Origin of the sequence: Desulfuribacillus alkaliarsenatis (assembly GCF_001730225.1) — a bacterium.
Lineage (GTDB): Bacteria > Bacillota > Bacilli > Desulfuribacillales > Desulfuribacillaceae > Desulfuribacillus > Desulfuribacillus alkaliarsenatis.
This window is the reverse complement of sequence record NZ_MIJE01000001.1, coordinates 226,557-247,965: the sequence shown is the minus strand read 5'-3', so window position 1 is coordinate 247,965 and position 21,409 is coordinate 226,557. Positions and strand designations below refer to the sequence as shown.

Genomic DNA, 21,409 nt, shown 5'->3' with positions numbered 1-21,409 from the left:
ATTTCATTTTACTATTTTATTTATTCATCTGTATAGGATACTCTGACAACTTCATTTAAGGTGGTTATACCAGCTAGTGCTTTCTGGATACCATCTTTCTTCAGTGTTATCATGCCCTGCTCTACAGCGAGCTCTTTAATAACGTCTGCCGATGCTTTAGTAGCAACTAGCTTACGTATTTCTTTCGTTAGTGGCATGAATTCATGGATTGCTGTTCTCCCTTTGTAGCCTGTATTATTGCAGAAGCTACATCCAGCTCCGTGATAGACCGTCACTGGCTCCTTTTCATCTACTCCGATAAAAATGCGCCATGGGTCTCCCTCTGGTAGCTGTGAGCTCTTCTTGCAGTCTGAGCAAATTGTTCGCACTAAACGTTGACCTAATACACCAACTAGTGCTGATGCAACTAAAAACGGCTCCACCTCTAAATCTAGTAGGCGTGTAAGTGTACTTGCTGCGTCATTTGTATGCAAGGTACTAAGTACTAGGTGTCCTGTAGTAGCTGAACGGACTGCTATTTCGGCAGTCTCGCGATCACGTATCTCACCAACCATGATAATGTCAGGGTCTTGGCGAAGGATTGAGCGCAGACCATTGGCAAAGGTCATACCAACCTTCGTATTAACTTGAATTTGGTTAATACGATCAAGTACATACTCGACTGGGTCTTCGACCGTTACGATATTTTTTTGATTGTCATTAATTTCATTCAAGGCTGCGTACAGTGTGGTTGTTTTACCACTACCAGTTGGACCTGTTATTAATATTACGCCATAGGTTTGCTTTAACGTTTCTCTAAATCGTTCTTCCACCTGCTGATTCATGCCTAGTTCATATACAGAAAACAACACATTAGTCTTATCTAATAAACGTATAACTACCTTTTCTCCAAAAATTGTTGGTAGTGTTGAAATACGTAGGTCAACGTTGTTGTTACCTGACTTAATTTGTATACGTCCATCCTGGGGTACACGCTTCTCGGAGATATCCATATCTGCCATAATCTTAATCCTAGATACCAGCGATGGATGTGTTTGCTTGGGTAATTCCATCATATCTTGGAGGATACCATCAATCCTATAACGTACACGTAGTAGTCTTTCTGCAGGCTCTATGTGAATATCTGAAGCCTTTTCTTTAATCGATTGTTGGATAATAGCATTTACTGCCTTAGTAATCGGTGCTTCATCTGTAGCGTTTGCTAGCTCATCAAGGTTAATCGTATCAGTGATGCTATCATCTTGCTTCTGCATTTCTTTAAGCTGTCCACCAAAGGCTTGACGTACTGAATCTGTCAGACCAAAGTATCTAGAAATTACTCTATCGAGCTCATGCTCAGTAGCAATCACAGGCTCCACCTCATAGCCCGTAGCCATTTTCACATCATCAAAGGCTACTAAGTTTAATGGATCTGCCATTGCTAAACGTAAAGTATTATCGCGCTTTTCAATTGGAATAATTTTATGCCTTCTTGCTAAATCTCCATCAATTAGCTTAACAATTTTCGGGTCTAATCGTAGCTTGTGCAGGGCAATCTGTGGAATACCCAACTGAAACTCTAGCACTTCGTTTATACTCTGCTGGGTAATAAAACCAAGCTGAATTAGCGCCTCCCCTAAGCGTACTCCCATTTCCTTTTGAACTCTCAAGGCTTCCTGAAGCTGTGATTCCGTTATTAGATTAGATTCTACAAGTAAATCTCCTAGACGTTTTTTCCCAGGTTTAGCCATGTTGTACCTCCGCAAATATTAATTATCTATGCTAATTATAAACCGTTATCTGCTTTATTGTCATTCAATAATTATATATAAAAAAGACCCCATGACAAAAATCATGTGGGTCGGTTTCACTACTAGCTCCTTCTAACCCAAGTGACCATAATAGAGGTTAGATGTCATAACTCCCATATTTATATGTATTCTACAAAAAAGTGATAATTCCTTTAAATTATTATAAAAAATTAGGTATTAAGGCTTCCAAACTTTTGTAGAGTTCGGTCCTTTTGTACTACCTATTGCTTGTCGTACCTTTTCCACCATTTATGTTATTTGCATTTCTATGTCGTTCTCCAATTTCTATAATTCTAGGAACTGAATCGTAGGAATTACTAGTAATCAGCTCTTGTTGTGGCTGGTTGTTAGAATCCCATACCCTATACAAATCGATTGTATATCCCACTTCCCCAGCTCCGACTACATGCTCACTCAAAGGACTTAATGCTGTATTTAAGTAATACTCAACTTCAGGCTGAATAGTTCGTTTGTTTCTCGTTTCTAATGAGTAGTTGATATAATCTGTCTGATTGCCGAACACCTGAACTTCAACCTTATTATCGAGAATTTTCAAACTGACATACATGTTTCTTCTTTTAGAGTTTGTCAGTTTTAAATCTTCTGATTTCTTAACTACGGACGCATCATACCCTAGTGGCGCATATGGAACTGGACGACTGTTATTATGATGCTCCATAATGTCTAGTCCTGCCTTAAGCGCAGCAACATAGAGGGTAGTAGCAACCTGTGACACACCACCACCGTAGCCCTCTGAGCTTGAATCATTTTCCACTCCTGGTGCAATCGTGTATCCATTGTTAGCAGTATATGGACTAGCTAGCTCATTAAAAGAAAAGGCCGCCTGTGGTGAGATTACAAAATGTTCTATACGCTCGACTGAACGCATCATGTTATGAAGCTGGTTCCTATCTGTCGTATCAATTACTGTCGTATAGGTAGCAAAATGGCGATTAACGTCATGCAACTCCCTTGCTGACACCCTAGGCATCACCTCATTTAAAGCTACCTGAAAGTAATCTGCTGGAAATGCGTAAGCGATAGCGTTCTGAATCTCCATAATCAATTGCTCAATATTTAGGACTGATCCTATTTGCTCAGCTGTTTTTTCGATTCTATTGCCTACTTTATAAACAGTAGCATCGATGACAGGTATATTAACTTGAGTCGCTATCTCTTCTAAATACTCCTGTAATTTTAGGCGGTCATATTGAAAGACTAATGGAATGTGCTGGCGACTAGAGAGAGATGTCAAGGCAAATGCTTCCTCTACTGTTGTCTCTACGTCATAGCGAATCTGCAATTCTACAACTGGAATAATCCATAATTGCTCATCAATTTGAATAGTAATCTGTTTGCTATCTATATTAATTAATGCTCGCTCGATAGCATCTATAGCACCTTCTTTTGTCATATTTTCTAATGGAACACCTGCTACAGAGTAATTATTTTCCATGATGGGACGTTCATTTTCATTAGTGTCCACTTTTTCAGTAATTAAATATGCCATATTACTAATCACTAATAAAGGGACTAGAAAAATGATAAATAATAGCACGCTTTGAGGTACTTGGTGTCCTTGCGTTTTTTTGTTCATCCCATCTTCTCCTTTAAGCCTTACACGCTGTCTCGCACATTTACTTAATTATTACTTTCACTTAATTATTATTAATCCGATACGCTCATGCTTAGTTCTAATAATTTGTTACGACCTAAAGCCTTAACCTCTAAAACTTGCTCTTCGGTCAAAATAGTTCCTGCTTGTATAAGCACTTTGCCATCCTCGCCTAAGAAGTCTCTCGTTACACGCTTTCCTTTTAAAAACAAAGCTTGTCTGTCTTCAAATTGTTTGGCAACATCAGCTGTTGAGTCGTTTGACTCTGCCTTTGACTCTACCTTCGGTTCTGCTTTCGGTTCTGCTGCCACTGCTTTTGGCTCTGCCATTGGAACATCCGCCACCTTAGGAGTAACAACTGCCTCATAAACGTTTGCTTCTGATATTGGTTCAGGCTTTTTTTCTGGTGCTTTTTGTGGAGCTTCTGGAGCTACAACTGGTTTTACTTCAGCTACTTTTACTGGTTCAACTGCAGCTCCACTAGACTTTTTTCCTGCTGACACTGCCTTTACAAAATCGTCAAAGGAAACTAGCTGCTCTGCAATATTCTCTACAACTACAACTACTTCTTTACCGAATGTCAAAATACTCTCTTCTAATATTACTTGACCATCAACTTCATTATTATTAGTTAAAACGCAGCCCAAGATTTTTCCAGACAGTTCATCTATATAGTACTCACTTACATTGCCTAATAATGAACCCTTCTTCGTCATAACCTTATTATTAACAATTTGTACATTCTTCTTAAGCATATCATGTGCTGATGGTGTGTCTGATAATTCAACAATTGAAGCATCGCTTTCAATTGTTACTGCGTAGTCACCTATACCTTCAATTTTCTCAAATGGAATTGCTTTAATACCAAATTCAAGGCTTAAAGTCTCTACGATTAGGTACTCTACAATCCCCTTCTCTGCATTAATTAATAGACTTCTAACATTCCCTACCTCTTTACCATCCATTATACTGAATATTGGAAGGCTTTTGATTTCGCTACTTTTTTTCATCTTTTAGTCACTCCTTCAAGATTTATATTATTTTTTGATTGTTATTGATTTCATCATCTGCTTGCATCTGTATCAATCTTGGAATCGACGACCATGGTAGTTCTACTTTTTTGTTCTTCACTAATAATTTCTTTACTATTTTTATCTTCTCAATTCTAAGATCTGTTTCATGTAAAACATCCTTAGACGGTTCACCAATTTTGTATACTTGCTCTAATTGCTCTAGAGCCAGTCCATAGTCTGGTAACTCTAAGTATAGGTCTGCCAATTCGAATGTAACCATCTGTCTCATATGATTCGGTAAACTCGTTGTTTTTTGCAGCTTTTTAGCAATGGCTATGGCTTTATCATACCTACGTAAGGATTTCTCTTGAATTAATTCGTCAAATGCTACAAACATTTCACTGGCTGTTAGCTCGACTGTAGCATCAGGAGCTAGTGCTGCAGGTACTTCAGGCTCTGTTGATACTTCTACTTCAGGCTCAGATGAAACTATAGTAGCATGTTCTGCTACAGGCTCTGATGATACTTCAGAAACAGATTCTGCTGCTTCTACAGCGGGCTCTGATGTAGCCTCAGCAGATTGTATTGCTACAGGCTCTGGTGGTGCTTTTGGAGCTGATTCAGATTGAGCTATTTCTGGTTTAGCCTGTCCTTTTTTACTATATTCGTTTAAAGCTACTGCAGCAATAATAGCTAATCCTATATAAATTATTGATGCAGTTACTATATCTATAACACTTAAAATCTGCGGTGCAAACAAGCCTACAAGGGCTGCTGACCAAAAAGTATATTGTCCTAAAGGTTGGCTAAGGATTTTAAGCCGGCCATGTAACAAAAGGTATGTGATTATAATTGTTGTTACATATATTCCATAATAATATCCCATAGGACAACCCCCTAGTTCGTATAAGCTTCAGCAAGTCTATATTCAACATGTCTTTATTCGACAAGAATATCTATATTTCCTCTAATTTTTACAAAAGATTACTATAGAACTAAATTATCAATTCTATCAACTAGATAATTTATCTCTGGTTTACTAACCTGGGCATCAGCTCCTACGACTTCTCCCCTATGACGAAGCGTATCTGTAATTAAGGATGAGAATATTACTACTGGTAACTGACGTAAGATAGGGTGATCTTTTATTTTTTTTGTAAAATGGTGTCCATCCATCTTAGGCATTTCGATATCTGTTATGACAAGCTGTATATGATCGGCAATATTGTGTCCATAATCATTTACTAATTGCTCTAATCTATCCCATGCCTGCTTACCGTCATGGTAAAAATGCAAATTGTAAAATCCAGCTTGATTTAAGGTTTGCTTCAATAGTTCACGTAGCATAACAGAATCCTCTGCTATTAAAATGTGTTTATTGGATCGCTCACGCTCACCTAGCTCTTTTACAGTTTCTACATTAATTCCAGATTGTGGGCTCATTTCTACTACTATTTTTTCGAAGTCTAATAATATTATCAGACGGTCATCCATTTTAATAATACCTATGGTTGTACTTCTATCAGCATCGGCAAACTCAGATGGCTTCTCAATTTGTTCCCAGGAAATTCTATGAATGCGATTTACACTATGAACATGGAAAGCAACCTTAATCTTATTAAATTCAGCAATAATAATTCGATCGTCCTTCGGATTGTTCGAAGGTGGATAACCCATTACCTTTGCTAAATCAACGATTGGGAGCACTTCCCCACGGAGTTGAATTACACCTTCGGCATGGGGGTGGCTGTTAGGAAGCTGCGTAACCTTCTGTGTTGTTACTATTTCACGTACTTTCATTACATTAATTCCAAAGCTACCATTACCAATACCAAACTCAATAATCTCAAGCTCATTGGTACCCGTCTCTAATAAAATTCCTTTTTCCTTGTCCTTCATCCCATATCTTCCCTTCGGTAATCTTCCCATTTTTAAAATCTATATTTCTTATTCGCCTTATGTTTTGATTTTCCTCTTATTTTTTGCGCATTTACATGTTATTCGTTACATATTTAGCTAAATCAACAGATGCTTTCCATATATCACCAGCACCCATAGTGAGAACTATATCCCCTGGCTTCATTTGTCGCTTCATTCGCTCAATTATTTCTTCCTTAGTTTGTACGAACTCCGCTCGATGATGACTATTTTTGCGAATCATTTCAACAAGCTTCTCAGCACTTACACCATCTATCTTTTTCTCTCCTGCTGGTGAGTAAATATCTAACACGTATACCTCGTCTGCATCTGCGAACGCTCTACTGAAATCGTCAAATAAGAAAAATGTGCGTGTGTAACGCTGCGGCTGGAAGATTGCTACTACATGCTTACCGCTAGCCTTCGCTGCTGCAAGTGTTGCTTGAATTTCTGTTGGGTGGTGGGCATAGTCGTCAACGATTGTGATATCGTTTGCCTCTCCCATAATTGTAAACCTACGTTTTGCCCCCTGGAAGCTTTCTATCTTCTGCTTTGCAGTTTCAAATGATACTCCCGCTTCCATACAGGCTATAATTGCTGACAGAGCATTAAGTACGTTATGCTTGCCTGGTACTTTCAGTTGTACACTTCCGATAAAATCTTGTTTTCTATAAACATCAAATGATATATGACGACCTACCTGCTTTAAGTTGTCTACATAATAGTCTGCGTCTGTAGATAGTCCAAATGTGATGATTTCACATGCTAAATCCTTCGTCATTTCCCGCAGGCATTTATCTTCATAGCTAATAATAGCACATCCATCGTGCTTGATTTGCTGTAGATATTTTCTATAGGCTGCCTTTAGATTTTCAAATTTCCCGTCATAGTTCTCTAAGTGATCTGGTTCAATGTTTGTAATCACAGCAATTTTAGAAAAATAGTTTAAAAAGCTGCCGTCACTTTCGTCAGCCTCAGCTATTACATATTCACTTAATCCTGCCTTGGCGTTACTTCCTAAACCCATAACCTCGCCGCCAATAACGAAAGTTGGATCTTGACCACTCTTTTCCATTATATATGCTATCATTGAGCTTGTTGTCGTCTTGCCGTGAGCCCCCGCTACGGTTATTCCATCCTTTCGGTTTAAAATTCTCGCCAGCATTTCAGACCGATGGATAAGGGGTATCTTCTTCTCCAGGGCTGCCATCAGCTCTACATTATCCTTTGGTATATCTGTCGAATAGATAACCAAATCAGCTCCTGATACGTTTTCTGCATCATGCCCAATGTAAACCTGTGCTCCCTTTTCTTGAAGTCTCTCTGTTAAATCTTTTTTTACTACGTCGGAACCCGTTACTTCGTATCCCCAATCGAGCATAACCCTAGCAATGGCGCTCATTCCATAGCCACCAATTCCTACGAAGTGTAATTTTTGTGAATTGTTCACTCTTTCACCAGCCTCTGCTCTTTATTCGTCCACCAATTACGCGCTTCGGAAATCATGTACAATGAACCAGCGACGCAAATAATCTCATCCTGCTTCGCCGCACGCAATGTAATCTCTATAGCTTTAAAAATATCTTTCTCTGTATATATGTTTATGTCTCCTAAGCTACTTAATGTTGGCAATTCTTCTATGTTTTCCTTAATCTTATTCTCAATCTCTTTTTTAAATTCTTCCTCTACTAATTCGACAGTGGCGCTGCGTTCACTGATTGGCATTGTAATTACGATTGTACTAGCTTTTTCTATGATAAATTGTATCATTTTATCAATTTTTTTGTCTTGGAGAAACCCAATGCACCAGATATATTTTTTATCAGCACCAAACTGTGCCTCTAAGGAACTTGTTAGTGCTTGAAAGCCTTCTGGATTATGAGCACCATCAACAATTACTAGCGGATTTTTCTGCATAACTTCAAAACGCCCTGGCCAGAATGTTTCCATTATACCTTCTTGGGTCTTCGCAGCTTCTAATGTGATTAGTTCTTGCTCCTGTAGGATTTTCAGGGTAGCAAGTGCAACAGCCAAATTATCTGCCTGATAGCTTGCAGTTAGCCTTGTTGGCCACGTATCTACGTTAAGAAACTGTCCGTTATTAAATCCAAGTTGTTCATTGTCAACTCTAAATTGTTCGTTATCAAATCTGAATTGCACACTCATTTCTTCTAGGCTAATATTATCTATTTTATTATAGAAATCCTTGCCCAATTCGTATAATTTCGAGTTTTTTTGCCTACTTTGCTCTCGAATTACGTGTACAGCCTCTAGTTGTTTAACTCCACTTATAACTGGAATCCCATTTTTAATAATTCCAGCTTTTTCGAATGCTATATCTGCTAGGCAACTACCTAGTATATTTATATGGTCGTAACCAATATTTGTGATTACAGATATTATTGGGCTTACAACATTAGTTGCATCAAGCCGTCCACCAAGCCCCACCTCAAGCACTACATAATCTATGTTCTGCAAGGAGTAGTATAGTAATGCCATTACCGTAATTACTTCAAATTCAGTAACGTCGCCAAACTCGTTCTGTGGCATAGAATTTATGACCTGATTAACCTGCTCGGCTACCAAGCACAAGCTTTGCTGGTTAATATCAGCTTGATTAATTGCTATCCGATTATTAAAGGCCTCCAAATACGGGGAGGTGAAGAGTCCTACCCGATAACCATTTGCCTCGATTGCCTTGGCTAGATATTTACAGGTTGAACCCTTACCGTTAGTTCCAGCCACATGGATAATCTTTAAGCTCTTCTCTGGATTATCAAGCTCATCTAATAACCATTGAACTCGTTGTAAGCCTGGACTAATACCAAAACGTTGAAATGATTGCACCCATGCAATGACCTCTTGTTGTGAGTTGAATTTATTTAAGCTCATTAATGCGTTCCTCGACCTTTTGCAGCTTCGCTTTATAGTCTGCTTCCTTAGCGCGCTCCTGGTCAATTACTTGAGCTGGTGCTTTGGCAACAAATTTCTCATTATTTAGTTTGCCTTGGACGCGATCAACCTCAGCCTGGAGCTTTTGCCGTTCTTTCTCCAAGCGTGCGATTTCCTTGTCTTTATCAATTAACCCTTCTAAAGGCAGGTAAATCTGTGCCCCTGATGTAACAGCAGTCATTGCCTTCTCTGGCGTTTTGAGTTCTAAATCTATGTCTAAACTCTCAGTATTACATAACCCCTGCAGGTATGCCTTGCCCGATTCAAAAATCTGCTTGTGGTTATCAGTATTTGGTTTGATAAGTAAAGCTATTTTTTTGCTTGGTGGTACGTTCATCTCTGCGCGGATATTACGCACATTTCTTACTGTATCCATTAGGACCTGCATTTGCTCGGCTGCTTCCGTGAATACAAGCTGTTGACTGTACTCAGGGAATGGCGCAACAACTAAAGCCTTGCCTTCATGCGGTATATGCTGCCAAATCTCTTCTGTAATGTAAGGCATATACGGATGTAAAAGCTTTAATATCTTATCTAAAACGTAGCAAAGCACTGATTTTGTATTCGCTTTCGCAGTTTCATCCTCAGCATTTAATGTAAGCTTCGCCAATTCGATATACCAATCACAGTAGTCACTCCAGATGAAATCGTAGAGTACGCGACCTGCTTCGCCAAATTCATAACGTGTTAATAGGCGGTCAAAGTTTTTAACTGTTTCATTAAGTCTGTGTAAAATCCATTTGTCAGAGGTTTTTAAGTCGCCTGTAAGGGAAACCTGCTCATATTGTAAATCGCCTAAGTTCATCATTACAAAGCGAGAGGCGTTCCAGATTTTATTAGCAAAGTTACGGGAGCTTTCGACCTTGTCCCAATTAAAGCGCTGGTCGTTACCAGGTGTAGTTCCAGTGGCAAGCATGAAGCGCATTGCATCCGCACCGTAGTTCTCTATAACCTCAAGTGGGTCTACGCCGTTACCTAATGATTTGGACATTTTACGGCCTTCTGCATCGCGCACTAGTCCCGTAATTACGACGTCGGAGAACGGTTTTTGATCCATGAATTCAAGGCCGCTAAATATCATTCTAGCAACCCAGAAATAGATTATATCGTAACCTGTAATTAGTACATCCGTCGGGTAATACTTGTTTATGTCCTTGGTATTCTCAGGCCAGCCTAGGGTCGAAAACGGCCATAGTGCCGAGCTAAACCAAGTGTCTAAAACATCCTCGTCCTGGGTAATGTTCGTACTATTACATTTTGTACATGCTGATGGTGTTTCCCTAGCAACTATAACCTCATTACAGTCAGCACAATACCAGGCAGGAATCCTATGCCCCCACCATAATTGACGGGATACGCACCAGTCACGGGTGTTTTCCATCCAGTGTAGATAGATTTTCGTAAAGCGGTCTGGTACAAAGCGTACATCATTTTTCTTAACGACATCAATAGCAGGCTCAGCTAGCGGTTGCATTTTTACAAACCATTGGTCAGACAAATAGGGCTCGATAACCGTACTACAACGATAGCAATGACCTACAGAATGGTCGTGTTCTTCTACTTTTTCTAATAAGTCTAGGTTTCTTAGCTCTTCAACAACTTGCTTACGCGCCTGATAACGCTCCATACCTGAGAACTTGCCTGCATTATCGTTCATGTAACCCTTTTCATCCATGATCGAGATTGGAGTTAGCTTATGACGCTGCCCAATCTCAAAATCGTTCGGATCGTGGGCTGGAGTAATCTTCACCGCACCAGAGCCAAACTCTGAGTCTACGTATTCATCAGCAATTACTGGTATCTCACGGTCCATCAATGGCAATAAGACTGTTTTTCCAATCAAATGGCTGTATCGCTCATCCTCTGGATGTACAGCTACAGCTACGTCGCCAAGCATTGTCTCAGGACGTGTTGTAGCAACTGTTATATAGCCACTACCGTCTGTCGCAGGATACTTAATATGGGTTAACTTACCCTGCTTATCCTCGTGCTCAACCTCAATATCTGAGAGGGTTGTTTCACAACGTGGACACCAGTTAACGATGTAATTACCACGGTATAAAAGGCCCTTCTCGTATAATCTTACGAACACTTCCCTAACAGCCTGGGAGCAGCCTTCATCCATTGTAAAGCGCTCTCTTGACCAGTCGCAGGAGCAGCCCATCTTTTTTAACTGATTGATGATTATATCACCGTATTTATTCTTCCATTCCCAGGTTTTTTCTAAAAATTTCTCACGCCCTAAGTCGTAACGGCTCAGTCCATCTTGGGAAAGCATATTCTCAACACGGTTTTGCGTTGCAATCCCTGCATGGTCAGTCCCTGGCAACCAAAGTGCATCATAGCCTTGCATGCGTTTCCAGCGAATTAGGATATCCTGTAATGTATTATTTAAGGCATGCCCAATATGTAGGTTAGCTGTAACATTTGGCGGTGGGATAACAATCGTAAATGGTTTTTTATCGGAATTATTATCGGCCTCAAAGTATTTACCATCTAACCAAAATTGATAGGTTTTTTCTTCTATTTCCTTTGGATTGTATTTCGTTGGAATCTGTTCATATAGATTAGTTTGCATGTTGTAACCTCCTAAAATTATATCTTCAATAGTTGATTTTAACTTCGTGTGTAGAACGCAAAAAAGCCCCTGCGTCTTAAAGGACGAGGAGCTCGCGGTACCACCTTTATTCGTATGAAATAGATATACTAATGCTATCATTTAATGTTCCATACACTCTTTAATACAGATAACGGCTGCAACCGACTTTCCCTACTACAATTTCAGAAAAGCAACGATGTGGACTACTTCCCTTTGGTCGTTGATGGAGACCTCTCAGCCGTGGGTCACCTTTCTGTAAAAAACGAGTCAAAACTACTACTTCCACATATTGTGTTAGTCTAATTATTCACATTCTAGTAGTAGTTTAAACTTGTTTCGTTATAAAAGTCAAGCAGAAGGGATTCTAATTCTCATTCCTGCTCTCCACTCACCATCTTCTAGCTGTTTGTTAGCACTTAGCAGCTCTAGTCTGCTAATTTTATAGGTTTCAACGATTTTATTGATATCATCATCTTCTTGAATTACATAGTATTTAACTGGTGTAAACTTCTCCTCACTATTCCAAGCCTTCCACCATGCTGATTTCGTAGGAGCTTCATCTGTTGCTTCTCCGCCTTCTTCGCCTTCAGCTACTACTTCTTTCTTCACCAAGTCCTTAGTTCCTATTTTCGAAAAACGAACCTTCACTTTTAATGGAGTCTCTAAAATCTCCTCCATTTCTTGTTCTTGATCGCTGACTTCACTATCATTAGCTTGATCTTCACTTACCAGTTGTTCACTAGCTTGGTCTTCAGCTTGGTCTTCAGCTTGGTCTTCAGCTTGGTCTTTGCTTGCTTGGTTTTCACTTGCTGCTTGATTGTTAGCTTGCAGCTTACCTTCAGTAATCTCTTTCTCTGCAGCTACGTAATCAGTAGCTTCTTGTTCGTTAGTTTGCTGGCTAGCTTGGGCTGCTACAGACGCTGCTGCTTCCGTTTCCTGCTGAGCCTGTTCTTCAGCAGCTTTTTTCTTAGCTTCTACTTCCTTTTTAGCTTGTTCCTCAGCGGCCTTCTTTTTAGCCTCCGCTTCTTTCTGGGACTGTTCTTCAGCAGCCTTTTTCTTAGCTTCTGCTTCCTGCTGGGACTGTTCTTCAACTTGTTTGCTAGCCTGCTCTTGACGTGCTAGCATTTCCTTACGCAACTTGCTTGCCTGATCATCATATTGCTGTTCAGCTCGTTGTGCTTGATCTTCTAAAAATGAGTACGGTTTATATGCTGGTGTGTTTGTTGGTACTGACTGTGGAGTTGGCTGTGGTGCTGATTGTTGTAATGCTTGCGCTTCTGACGCCGAAAAGTCAGATTGGTTTTCATTATTGTTATACCATGGGAACGCCCAGCGCTTTTGGGAGAAGTCTTGTTTCCAGTCGTCCTCAGTAGCGCCTGTGTTCGAATCAACCTGATGGTTGTCTGAGTCCCTAATAAAGGCATTAGCATCTATATTAGGATTGTAATAATTATCATTATGATTACTATCCTGATTAGCTTGCTGCTGTTGGTTTGATTCTAGCTGTTGATTGGTATCTAGTTGCTGATTAATTCCTTCCACTATAATCCTACATTCAATCTGAATTATACCCTCGTCTTTAATTACAGTTCTAACATCCTCAACATTCACCTTCACTTGATCCTTAACTTCTATCCGTTCAGCAGGAATCATTACTCGCACAGGAAATGCCTTATCTAGCTTTTCTTCGCTAGCTTCTGGTTTTGCTAGCCATGGTTGATTTACACCTGACTTAATGTCTGTCGGCGTTGATTTCATAACAGGCTTGTATTTCCCCTTTAATAAGAGCATACCAGTTAGTGTATACATATAATCATCTTCTCTTAGTTCAACCTTAGGAATCAGATCTATTTCAGTAATTGAATCGACACCTGGACCGGTTACCTCCAATTCATCTTGAAACTGGATCTCGAATACATTCGATTTCATATTTTGATTACACCTCCATAAATAAACAAGCTTATAGTCTTTGTACACAAACTATTGACAATCACTAAAGTATATGAAGGAAAAGCTAAAAAATACCGCCGATTGATTAATCGACGGTATTTTTTAGAGTATATTACTATTGAATTACTTATTATTATAGTCTTTTCATCGCATTGTAGGTTGCTTCGATTGTCCTATCGATATCTTCATCGGAGTGGACAGTTGACATAAAGCAGGATTCGAACTGTGAAGGTGCAATATATACCCCTTCTTCTAATAGGTTACGGTAGTATTTAGCAAAGCGCTCTAAATCTGATTTAGCTGCTGTCTGATAGTCGTAGACTTCATTCTCATTAAAGTATAGACAGAACATAGAGCCTAGCTGGTCAGCATAATATGGAATTCCTAGGTCCTTAGCATTTTTTTCAATCCCAGTAGCTAGGCGCTTAGTCTTCTCCACTAAGCCTTCAAACACCCCTGGCTGACCGAGGATTTTCAGGGTTGTGTATCCCGCAATCATAGCTAATGGATTTCCTGATAGAGTTCCTGCTTGATAAATTGTTCCTGCTGGTGCTATATGCTCCATGATTTCACGTTTACCAGCGTATGCTCCAACTGGCATTCCACCACCGATTACTTTTCCTAAACAGGTTATGTCTGGGTCAATGTTGTATAGGGCCTGTGCTCCATTATAGTGGACACGGAAGCCACACATTACTTCATCAAATATTAGTAATGCACCATAGTCTTTCGTTATTTTACGGATAAATTCTAGATAGCCTGGCTTAGGAGTTACTAATCCCATGTTCCCTGCCACTGGCTCCAGGATAACTCCCGCAATATCGTCACCGTACTTCTCAAAGGCGAGCTTTAAGCTTTCCTCATCGTTATATGGCACCGTAAGTGTATGGGTTGCTACGCTCTCAGGTACTCCTGGACTATTCGGTAAGCCAAGGGTTGCAACTCCTGAACCAGCTTTAATTAACATGCTGTCAGCGTGTCCGTGGAAACAGCCTTCGAATTTAATAATTTTATTACGCTTTGTATAACCACGAGCTAGGCGCAATGCGCTCATAACAGCTTCAGTGCCTGAGCTAACCATGCGTACCATTTCAACTGATGGCAAGATATCAATTACTAGCTTTGCCATTTCTGTTTCTAATTCTGTTGGGGCTCCGTAGCTTGTTCCTTTGTCTGCATACTCTTTGATGGCTGCTACTACTTCTGGATGGCTATGACCTAATATAAGTGGTCCCCATGAACCTACGTAGTCTATGTACTCGTTCCCATCGACATCAGTAAACTTAGAACCTTTAGCTTCCTTGAAAAAAACTGGGTGTGTACCCATAGCGCTAAATGCACGAACTGGACTGTTTACACCACCTGGTATAACCTTCTTTGCTTCTTCAAAAGCTTTTGCAGAGTTTGGTCTAATCACAATTAGCCTCCTATTTAATATGTTTATCTTCCCAATCCTGAATATCTTGAGCAAAATATGTAACTCTTATTTTCTTAAACTCTCTCAAAGAGTATAAGGCGCTACGCTCATGAATATCCACTGTGTTCGCCATATCCTGTAATATGTTTTCACAGTCTTCTCGGTCACGGCCATGAATCATCGTAAATACGTTGTACGGCCAGTCTGGATAGCTAGGTCTTCTATAGCAATGGCTAACGGCTGAGAATTTAGCTAATGTTTGTCCGACTTCGTCTATGCGCTCCTCTGGCACTGCCCAAACTCCCATGGTGTTAACTTGAAATCCTGCTTGACGATGATGGAGTACAGCAGCAAATCTGCGCATATGACCCGTCTCTTTATATCGTATCAAATAGTCTAGTAATTCATCAACGGATATACCGACTTTATCAGCGACTTTGTCAAATGGCCTCGAAACAACCTCTAGGTTACCTTGTACTTCACGAATTAGGCGAATCTCTTCATCAGACAGCTTCGTGTCTGTCGGTGCTGATTTATGATCATATACTGGCTCATCAGACATACGAGCGCCACCGTTGCTTTCTAAATCTAGCTTAACACCTATCTTAAAAAGCTTAAGTGTCGGTAACAAACGGATTGAGTCTACGCCCGCAAGCTTTCCTAATAATTCTACCGATCCCGTTAAACCGAGCTTGCTATCTGGTGGTATAGCAATCGTAAACCACAGATTAAATTCATGGGCCCGCTCATAATTATGACTAACTCCTGGGTGCTGATTAATTATTTCTGCCGCTGCCTCAAGCTGCTCAGGCTTAACCTTAGCTGCCACAAGGCTTGAGTTATACCCTAGGCTTTTAGTATCAAAAATAGGGGATATCTGACGAATTACCTTCTGCTTTTTTAAGTTTTCGATGCGACTCATAACCTCTTGTTCTGAGACATCTAAGCGCCTCCCCAACTCTAAAAACGGTTCTGCCACTAATGGAAACTGTGACTGTAATTGGTTTAATAGCTTTTTATCAATTGTATCTAATTGGTATTCTACCATCTAATATTCAACTCCTGAAATGTAATACGTATACTTTAGCCAGGGTTTATTTGCTTTCTTTTAACCATTTAGCTATATCTTTTGCGAAATAGGTTAGAATTATATCTGCACCTGAGCGCTTAAACCCAATCATAGTCTCCATGACTACAGCCTGTTCGTCTATCCAACCGTTTTGGGCAGCCGCCTTAATCATTGAATATTCTCCGCTTACGTTATAGGCCGCTACAGGCAAATCAAAGCTTTGCTTTAACTCTTTAATAACGTCCATATACGCTAATGCTGGCTTAACCATTAAGAAATCCGCACCCTCTTCAATATCTGTTTGGGCTTCGCGAATCGCTTCTCTAACATTAGCTGGATCCATCTGATAAGTTTTACGGTCACCAAACTGCGGTTTTGAATCAGCAGCATCACGGAAAGGACCATAGTAAGCTGACGCGTATTTAACAGCATAGGACATAATCGGTACGTCAACAAATCCATTATCATCTAAGGCATTACGGATTGCATACACACGACCATCCATCATATCTGAAGGGGCTACAATATCAGCCCCTGCTTCTGCATGGGATACTGCAACCTTTGCTATTAATTCTAGTGAGTTGTCGTTAGTTACATAGCCGTCTTCTACAAGACCACAATGTCCTAATGGATTGTATTGGCATAGGCAAACATCTGTCACCACTAGCATGTCTGGAGCAAGGTCTTTGATTCTACGAATTGCCTGCTGTACAATACCATCCGCTGCGTAGGCTTCCGAGCTAATATAGTCCTTTTCTGCTGGCAAACCAAACAGAATAACAGATTTAATATCTAATTGCTCTAGCTCACGCACCTCTGCCTCTAGCATGTCAATTGATAGATGGAATACTCCAGGCATTGATGGCACTTCATTCTTTTGCTTATTGCCATGCACCACAAAAATCGGATAAATTAAATCGTCTGTAGTAACAATATTTTCTCTGACTAAGCTACGCATTGCAGCAGTTTTTCTTAATCTTCTATGTCTTTGAAATGGTTCCATGCGTTACCCTCCCAAACTTCGATTTGTTTCAACATCTATTTTTTTGCTACTTCAATAGTTGCATTTACTAAGCCGTTTAATGTGGACTCTTCAGCTTCAATTGCTACTTCAAAGCCTAGCTTTTGACATGTTTGTGTTGTCATCGCACCAATGCTGACAATCTTCACGCCTTTAATTAGCTCTAGCACATCTTGACCAGTACTAGTTAATGCTTCATAGAAATTGCTAGCTGTTGATGAGCTTGTAAAGGTAATAATTTGAATTCTTTTCTCCTGTAATAGCTCAACCACTTCATCTGCGTTACTTGCATCCATCTTTGTCTCGTAGGTATCTATTTCTGTTACCTCTAGTCCACGCTTCTTTAGCTCTTCTGGAAGCATCTTGCGCGCAATGTCGGCACGTGGAAGCAGGACTTTTTGTCCTGGCTTAAGCTGATCTTCAATAGCATCTAGTAAGCCTTCAGCGATGAATTGTGCTGGAAGCACGTCTACATTTAAACCATAACCTTCAAGGATTTCTGCTGTTTTTGGTCCAACACAGGCAATTTTAGCATTGCCAAAGTTACGGATATCGACCTTGTTTTCTTTTAAATATTTCATAAAGTGTGAAACACCATTAGGGCTTGTAAAAATTACCCAGTCAAATGTTGAAAGCTCATTTAATGCTGCATCGATAGGCTTTCTATCAACTGGAGGCAATATTTTAATAGTTGGGAACTCATACGGCTCGCCACCAAGCTCTTCAATCATATCAGATAGGTCGCTTGCTTGACTTCTAGCCCTAGTAACAAGAACGCGTTGACCAAACAACGGTTTCTTTTCGTACCAGTTAAGCTTCTCTCTTAATTTAACTACTTCACCAACTAAGATAATTGCTGGTGATGTGAACTGCTCACGCTCAACGATTTCTACAATTGTCTCAAGGGTACCTGTTAGTGTCCATTGCTCTGGACGTGTTCCCCAGCGAATTAGTGCTACTGGAGTTGTCGCTGGACGACCGTGCTTCACTAGGTTACTTACGATACTAGGAAGATTAGAGATTCCCATATAGAAAGCGATAGTGCCTGTAGCAGTCGCTAATTTAGACCAATCAATATTAGATTCATTCTTCTCAGGGTCTTCGTGTCCCGTAACAATTGCAAATGAAGAGTTATAGTCTCTATGTGTTACTGGAATACCTGCGTATGCTGGAACGGCAATTCCTGATGTAATACCAGGAACGATTTCAAATTCTAAACCGTTATCTACAAGTAGTTCAGCTTCTTCACCTACTCGACCAAAGATACAAGGATCTCCACCCTTTAAACGGGTAACAACTTTACCCTCTAAGGCTTTATCTACAAGTAATTGATTGATTTCCTCTTGGCGTAATGTGTGGCGATCTGGCTTTTTACCAACATAGATTAACTCACAATCAGTACTTGCATGGGCTAATAATCTTGGACTTGATAAACGGTCATAGACTAAAACCTCTGCCTTTTTAATGCACTCTAAACCTTTTACTGTAATTAGACCTGGGTCTCCAGGGCCTGCTCCGATTAAATATACTTTTCCCTTAGACATTGGCAATCTCCTTTGCTTCCTCTAGTATCTCTGCTGCTCCCTCTGCTTTTAATAGTGCAGCTACTTCGACTCCTAATGCTACTGGATCTTTACCTGTTAGTGTATGCTTAAGCACCTTCGATCCATCTATTTTTGCAACCATACCCGTTAGTGTTACCTGCTCGCCATCCCATGTGCCGTATGCTCCAATTGGTACTTGGCAGCCACCTTCTAATTGCTTCAAGAATGAACGCTCTGCAAGTACTGCCTGTTCAGTCGGTACATGATTAAGATGGTTTAATAAATCTAATACTTCCTTATCATCAGCACGGCATTGAATGCCTAATGCTCCTTGGCCAACTGCTGGCACACAGATAGTAGCGTCAATGGCCTCTGTGATTTGCTGTGATTGACCTAAGCGGTTTAACCCCGCACATGCTAATATAATTCCTGCTAAATCCATTTCATCGATTTTGTTAATACGAGTGCCTACGTTTCCACGAATAGATGTGATTTCTAGGTCAGGACGCATATTCAATAGCTGTGCACTTCTACGCAAGCTGCTTGTTCCAATGCGAGCACCTTCTGGTAAAGTATCCATCGTGTACTGGTTGTCCTTAGTAACTAAGGCGTCCCTCACGTCTTCGCGAACAGTAGTTGCACCAATCACAAGACCCTCCGGCATTTCTGCAGGCATATCCTTCATACTATGAACAGCAATATCAATTTCCCCATCAAGTAATGCCTGCTCAATTTCTTTGACAAATAGACCTTTACCGCCAACCTTTGAAAGGGTAACGTCTAGGATTTTATCTCCCTTAGTGACAATTTTCTTTACTTCAAATTCTACCGGCAAGTTCAGTTTGCTAAGTTGAGCTATTACCCAGTTTGTCTGTGTTAGTGCCAATTCGCTCTTTCTACTACCAATAATAATTTTTCTCATAATTACCTCCAAAGTCGTTAGTCAATTCTAAAAGTCTCAATTTAAGATCTAATTGCAATTTATTATCTAGTTGCAGCCACATTGGTCAGTTAGAATCAGTTCTTTTGTATATGAATGTATAATTGCTCTTGCTTCTTCGATGCGCTGTTCACGCAGCAACTCTAAAATAGGGGATTGAACAGCCTGTTTGAAAATTTGTCTGCGCGTTTGTTCATCTGGCTCATTTTTCAACAACCATTCTCGCAGCTGCTGCATCCAGTCTAAAAACATTTGGTATTCATCACAGAAGTGTTCTTCAAGCTCTTCGCGAATTTGCTTCGCTAATGCAGGACTAGCACCTGAGGTTGAAATACAAATCTGTAGCTTGCCTTTGTCAATTCTTGAAGGAACAATAAAATCACATAGCTCCTGGTTATCTATAGTATTTACTAAAATAGAGTGCTTTTGGGCATCTGTGTATACCTGCTGATTAACTTCCTGTGAGTTGGTAGCTGCATATACTAGGAATGCGCCGAGTAAGTCACCCACTTCATAATACCTAGGCTTCCACTCTACCTCTCCCGCTTCAGCTAAAGCTGATAAGGTTTTCGTAATATCTGGACTAATAACTTTTACCTTAGCTCCATCCTCAAGTAAGGTCATGACTTTACGTTCAGCGACATTACCACCGCCAACAACGACACATAGTTTGTCCTTAATTCTTAAAAATATCGGGTAAAATCTCTCCATAGGCATAACCCTAAACCCAATGGTGGAAGGATGATACCCACCTAGAGAGGAAGTAATTAAAGATAATAAAAGCAAAACCTAGCATGTTTAATATTGCTAGCTTACGTCCCTGCCACCCAAGTGCCACACGTCGGTGTAAATAAACACCATATACTATTAGCACTAAGCTACTAATAATAAATTTCACATCTGTCCAAATATAAATACTGTTCATATAAGCCCAAATCGTCCCTAATACCAAGGATATTAGTAATACAGGAAACGCTATAAGTGCTAGTAAGTATGAAAACTTATCTAGTTTATCTAGCGGTGGGATTTTTCTATACAGGTTAGAAAATACCTGCTTGTTTTTTAGCATTCGTACCTGTAACAAATACAAACACGAAAACAAAAATGATATAAAAAATAGCCCATAGCTAATAAACGCAAATATTATATGAACGACTAACAAATCACCTTGCAGCAATTCGTTAACTCCAGGATCAGCCTGTCTGCTGACAAATAAATTCAGAACTACAATTGCGAATCCTACGGCGTTTGCCATAAACACAAGTAAATCAACTTTATATAAATAATTAATTATAAGACTTAATGTAACTAGCATCCACGAGTAGAAAAACAGAGTTTCAAAAAGTGTCAAAATAGGTATTTGTCCAATTTCCTTCATACGCATGTGGAAAAACACAGTTTGGAATATCCAAACTACGACTAGTAAACCAAAGGCTAGACGGTTGGCTTTTTTATTGCTTTGGATAAAATCATAAAAATATAATGTAACACTTAAAGCGTATATGACTATCATTACAATATAAAGCCATGCATAATCACTTAAAAGCATTAACCAACCCCCCCATTACTTAACAAGTTACTT

Annotated in this window: 16 protein-coding genes, 1 riboswitch and 1 other annotated feature; all 16 genes read right to left on the bottom strand. The window is 39.9% G+C overall.

Annotated elements, in window-relative coordinates; genetic code table 11:
* Positions 1-20: 20 nt before the first annotated feature.
* The 16 genes from BHF68_RS01185 to BHF68_RS01110 all read right to left on the bottom strand — a co-directional run bounded on the left by BHF68_RS01185 (position 21) and on the right by BHF68_RS01110 (position 21,376).
* Complete coding sequence (locus BHF68_RS01185; protein WP_069641815.1) at positions 21-1,730, bottom strand: GspE/PulE family protein; 1,710 nt, start codon at positions 1,728-1,730, stop codon at positions 21-23.
* A gap of 99 nt (positions 1,731-1,829) precedes the next feature.
* Positions 1,830-1,913: riboswitch (cyclic di-GMP riboswitch) on the bottom strand.
* A gap of 94 nt (positions 1,914-2,007) precedes the next feature.
* On the bottom strand, positions 2,008-3,387 hold the full coding sequence (locus tag BHF68_RS01180; protein ID WP_069641814.1) for a VanW family protein: 1,380 nt from the start codon (positions 3,385-3,387) through the stop codon (positions 2,008-2,010).
* A 71-nt stretch (positions 3,388-3,458) separates the two neighbouring features.
* Positions 3,459-4,415, bottom strand: a complete 957-nt coding sequence (locus BHF68_RS01175; protein WP_069641813.1) for a PRC-barrel domain-containing protein — start codon at positions 4,413-4,415, stop codon at positions 3,459-3,461.
* A 22-nt stretch (positions 4,416-4,437) separates the two neighbouring features.
* Entirely contained in the window at positions 4,438-5,304 is an 867-nt protein-coding gene (locus BHF68_RS01170) for a hypothetical protein (protein WP_069641812.1), read from the bottom strand.
* A gap of 101 nt (positions 5,305-5,405) precedes the next feature.
* Positions 5,406-6,317: a chemotaxis protein gene (locus tag BHF68_RS01165; protein WP_069641811.1), complete on the bottom strand. Its 912-nt coding sequence runs from the start codon at positions 6,315-6,317 to the stop codon at positions 5,406-5,408.
* A gap of 91 nt (positions 6,318-6,408) precedes the next feature.
* The gene (gene murC / locus BHF68_RS01160) at positions 6,409-7,785 is read right to left on the bottom strand and encodes a UDP-N-acetylmuramate--L-alanine ligase (protein ID WP_069641810.1); all 1,377 of its coding nucleotides are present in this window, start codon (positions 7,783-7,785) and stop codon (positions 6,409-6,411) included.
* Complete coding sequence (locus tag BHF68_RS01155) at positions 7,782-9,227, bottom strand: bifunctional folylpolyglutamate synthase/dihydrofolate synthase (RefSeq protein ID WP_069641809.1); 1,446 nt, start codon at positions 9,225-9,227, stop codon at positions 7,782-7,784. Before BHF68_RS01155 ends, murC begins: the two co-directional genes overlap by 4 nt.
* Positions 9,214-11,865 carry a valine--tRNA ligase gene (locus BHF68_RS01150; protein WP_069641808.1) on the bottom strand — a complete coding sequence of 884 codons (2,652 nt, stop codon included), beginning with the start codon at positions 11,863-11,865 and terminating at the stop codon, positions 9,214-9,216. The genes BHF68_RS01155 and BHF68_RS01150 overlap by 14 nt, the downstream gene beginning before the upstream one ends.
* 76 nt (positions 11,866-11,941) lie before the next feature.
* Positions 11,942-12,185, bottom strand: a binding site (T-box leader).
* A gap of 49 nt (positions 12,186-12,234) precedes the next feature.
* Positions 12,235-13,815, bottom strand: coding sequence for a LysM peptidoglycan-binding domain-containing protein (locus BHF68_RS01145; protein ID WP_069641807.1), 1,581 nt, complete (start codon positions 13,813-13,815; stop codon positions 12,235-12,237).
* A gap of 154 nt (positions 13,816-13,969) precedes the next feature.
* Positions 13,970-15,253 carry a glutamate-1-semialdehyde 2,1-aminomutase gene (gene hemL / locus BHF68_RS01140; RefSeq protein ID WP_069641806.1) on the bottom strand — a complete coding sequence of 428 codons (1,284 nt, stop codon included), beginning with the start codon at positions 15,251-15,253 and terminating at the stop codon, positions 13,970-13,972.
* 10 nt (positions 15,254-15,263) lie between these two features.
* A complete protein-coding gene (ahbA, locus tag BHF68_RS01135) occupies positions 15,264-16,301 on the bottom strand; it encodes a siroheme decarboxylase subunit alpha (RefSeq protein WP_069641805.1) in 1,038 nt (345 codons plus the stop codon).
* Positions 16,302-16,347: 46 nt separating this feature from the next.
* Positions 16,348-17,325 carry a porphobilinogen synthase gene (gene hemB, locus BHF68_RS01130; RefSeq protein WP_069641804.1) on the bottom strand — a complete coding sequence of 326 codons (978 nt, stop codon included), beginning with the start codon at positions 17,323-17,325 and terminating at the stop codon, positions 16,348-16,350.
* Between the two features lie 35 nt (positions 17,326-17,360).
* Positions 17,361-18,887 carry a uroporphyrinogen-III C-methyltransferase gene (gene cobA / locus BHF68_RS01125; protein ID WP_069641803.1) on the bottom strand — a complete coding sequence of 509 codons (1,527 nt, stop codon included), beginning with the start codon at positions 18,885-18,887 and terminating at the stop codon, positions 17,361-17,363.
* Positions 18,880-19,809: a hydroxymethylbilane synthase gene (hemC, locus tag BHF68_RS01120; protein ID WP_069641802.1), complete on the bottom strand. Its 930-nt coding sequence runs from the start codon at positions 19,807-19,809 to the stop codon at positions 18,880-18,882. Before hemC ends, cobA begins: the two co-directional genes overlap by 8 nt.
* Before the next feature lie 66 nt (positions 19,810-19,875).
* Complete coding sequence (locus BHF68_RS01115) at positions 19,876-20,538, bottom strand: precorrin-2 dehydrogenase/sirohydrochlorin ferrochelatase family protein (RefSeq protein ID WP_069642256.1); 663 nt, start codon at positions 20,536-20,538, stop codon at positions 19,876-19,878.
* A 10-nt stretch (positions 20,539-20,548) separates the two neighbouring features.
* The gene (locus BHF68_RS01110; protein WP_069641801.1) at positions 20,549-21,376 is read right to left on the bottom strand and encodes a cytochrome C assembly family protein; all 828 of its coding nucleotides are present in this window, start codon (positions 21,374-21,376) and stop codon (positions 20,549-20,551) included.
* Positions 21,377-21,409 lie beyond the last annotated feature (33 nt).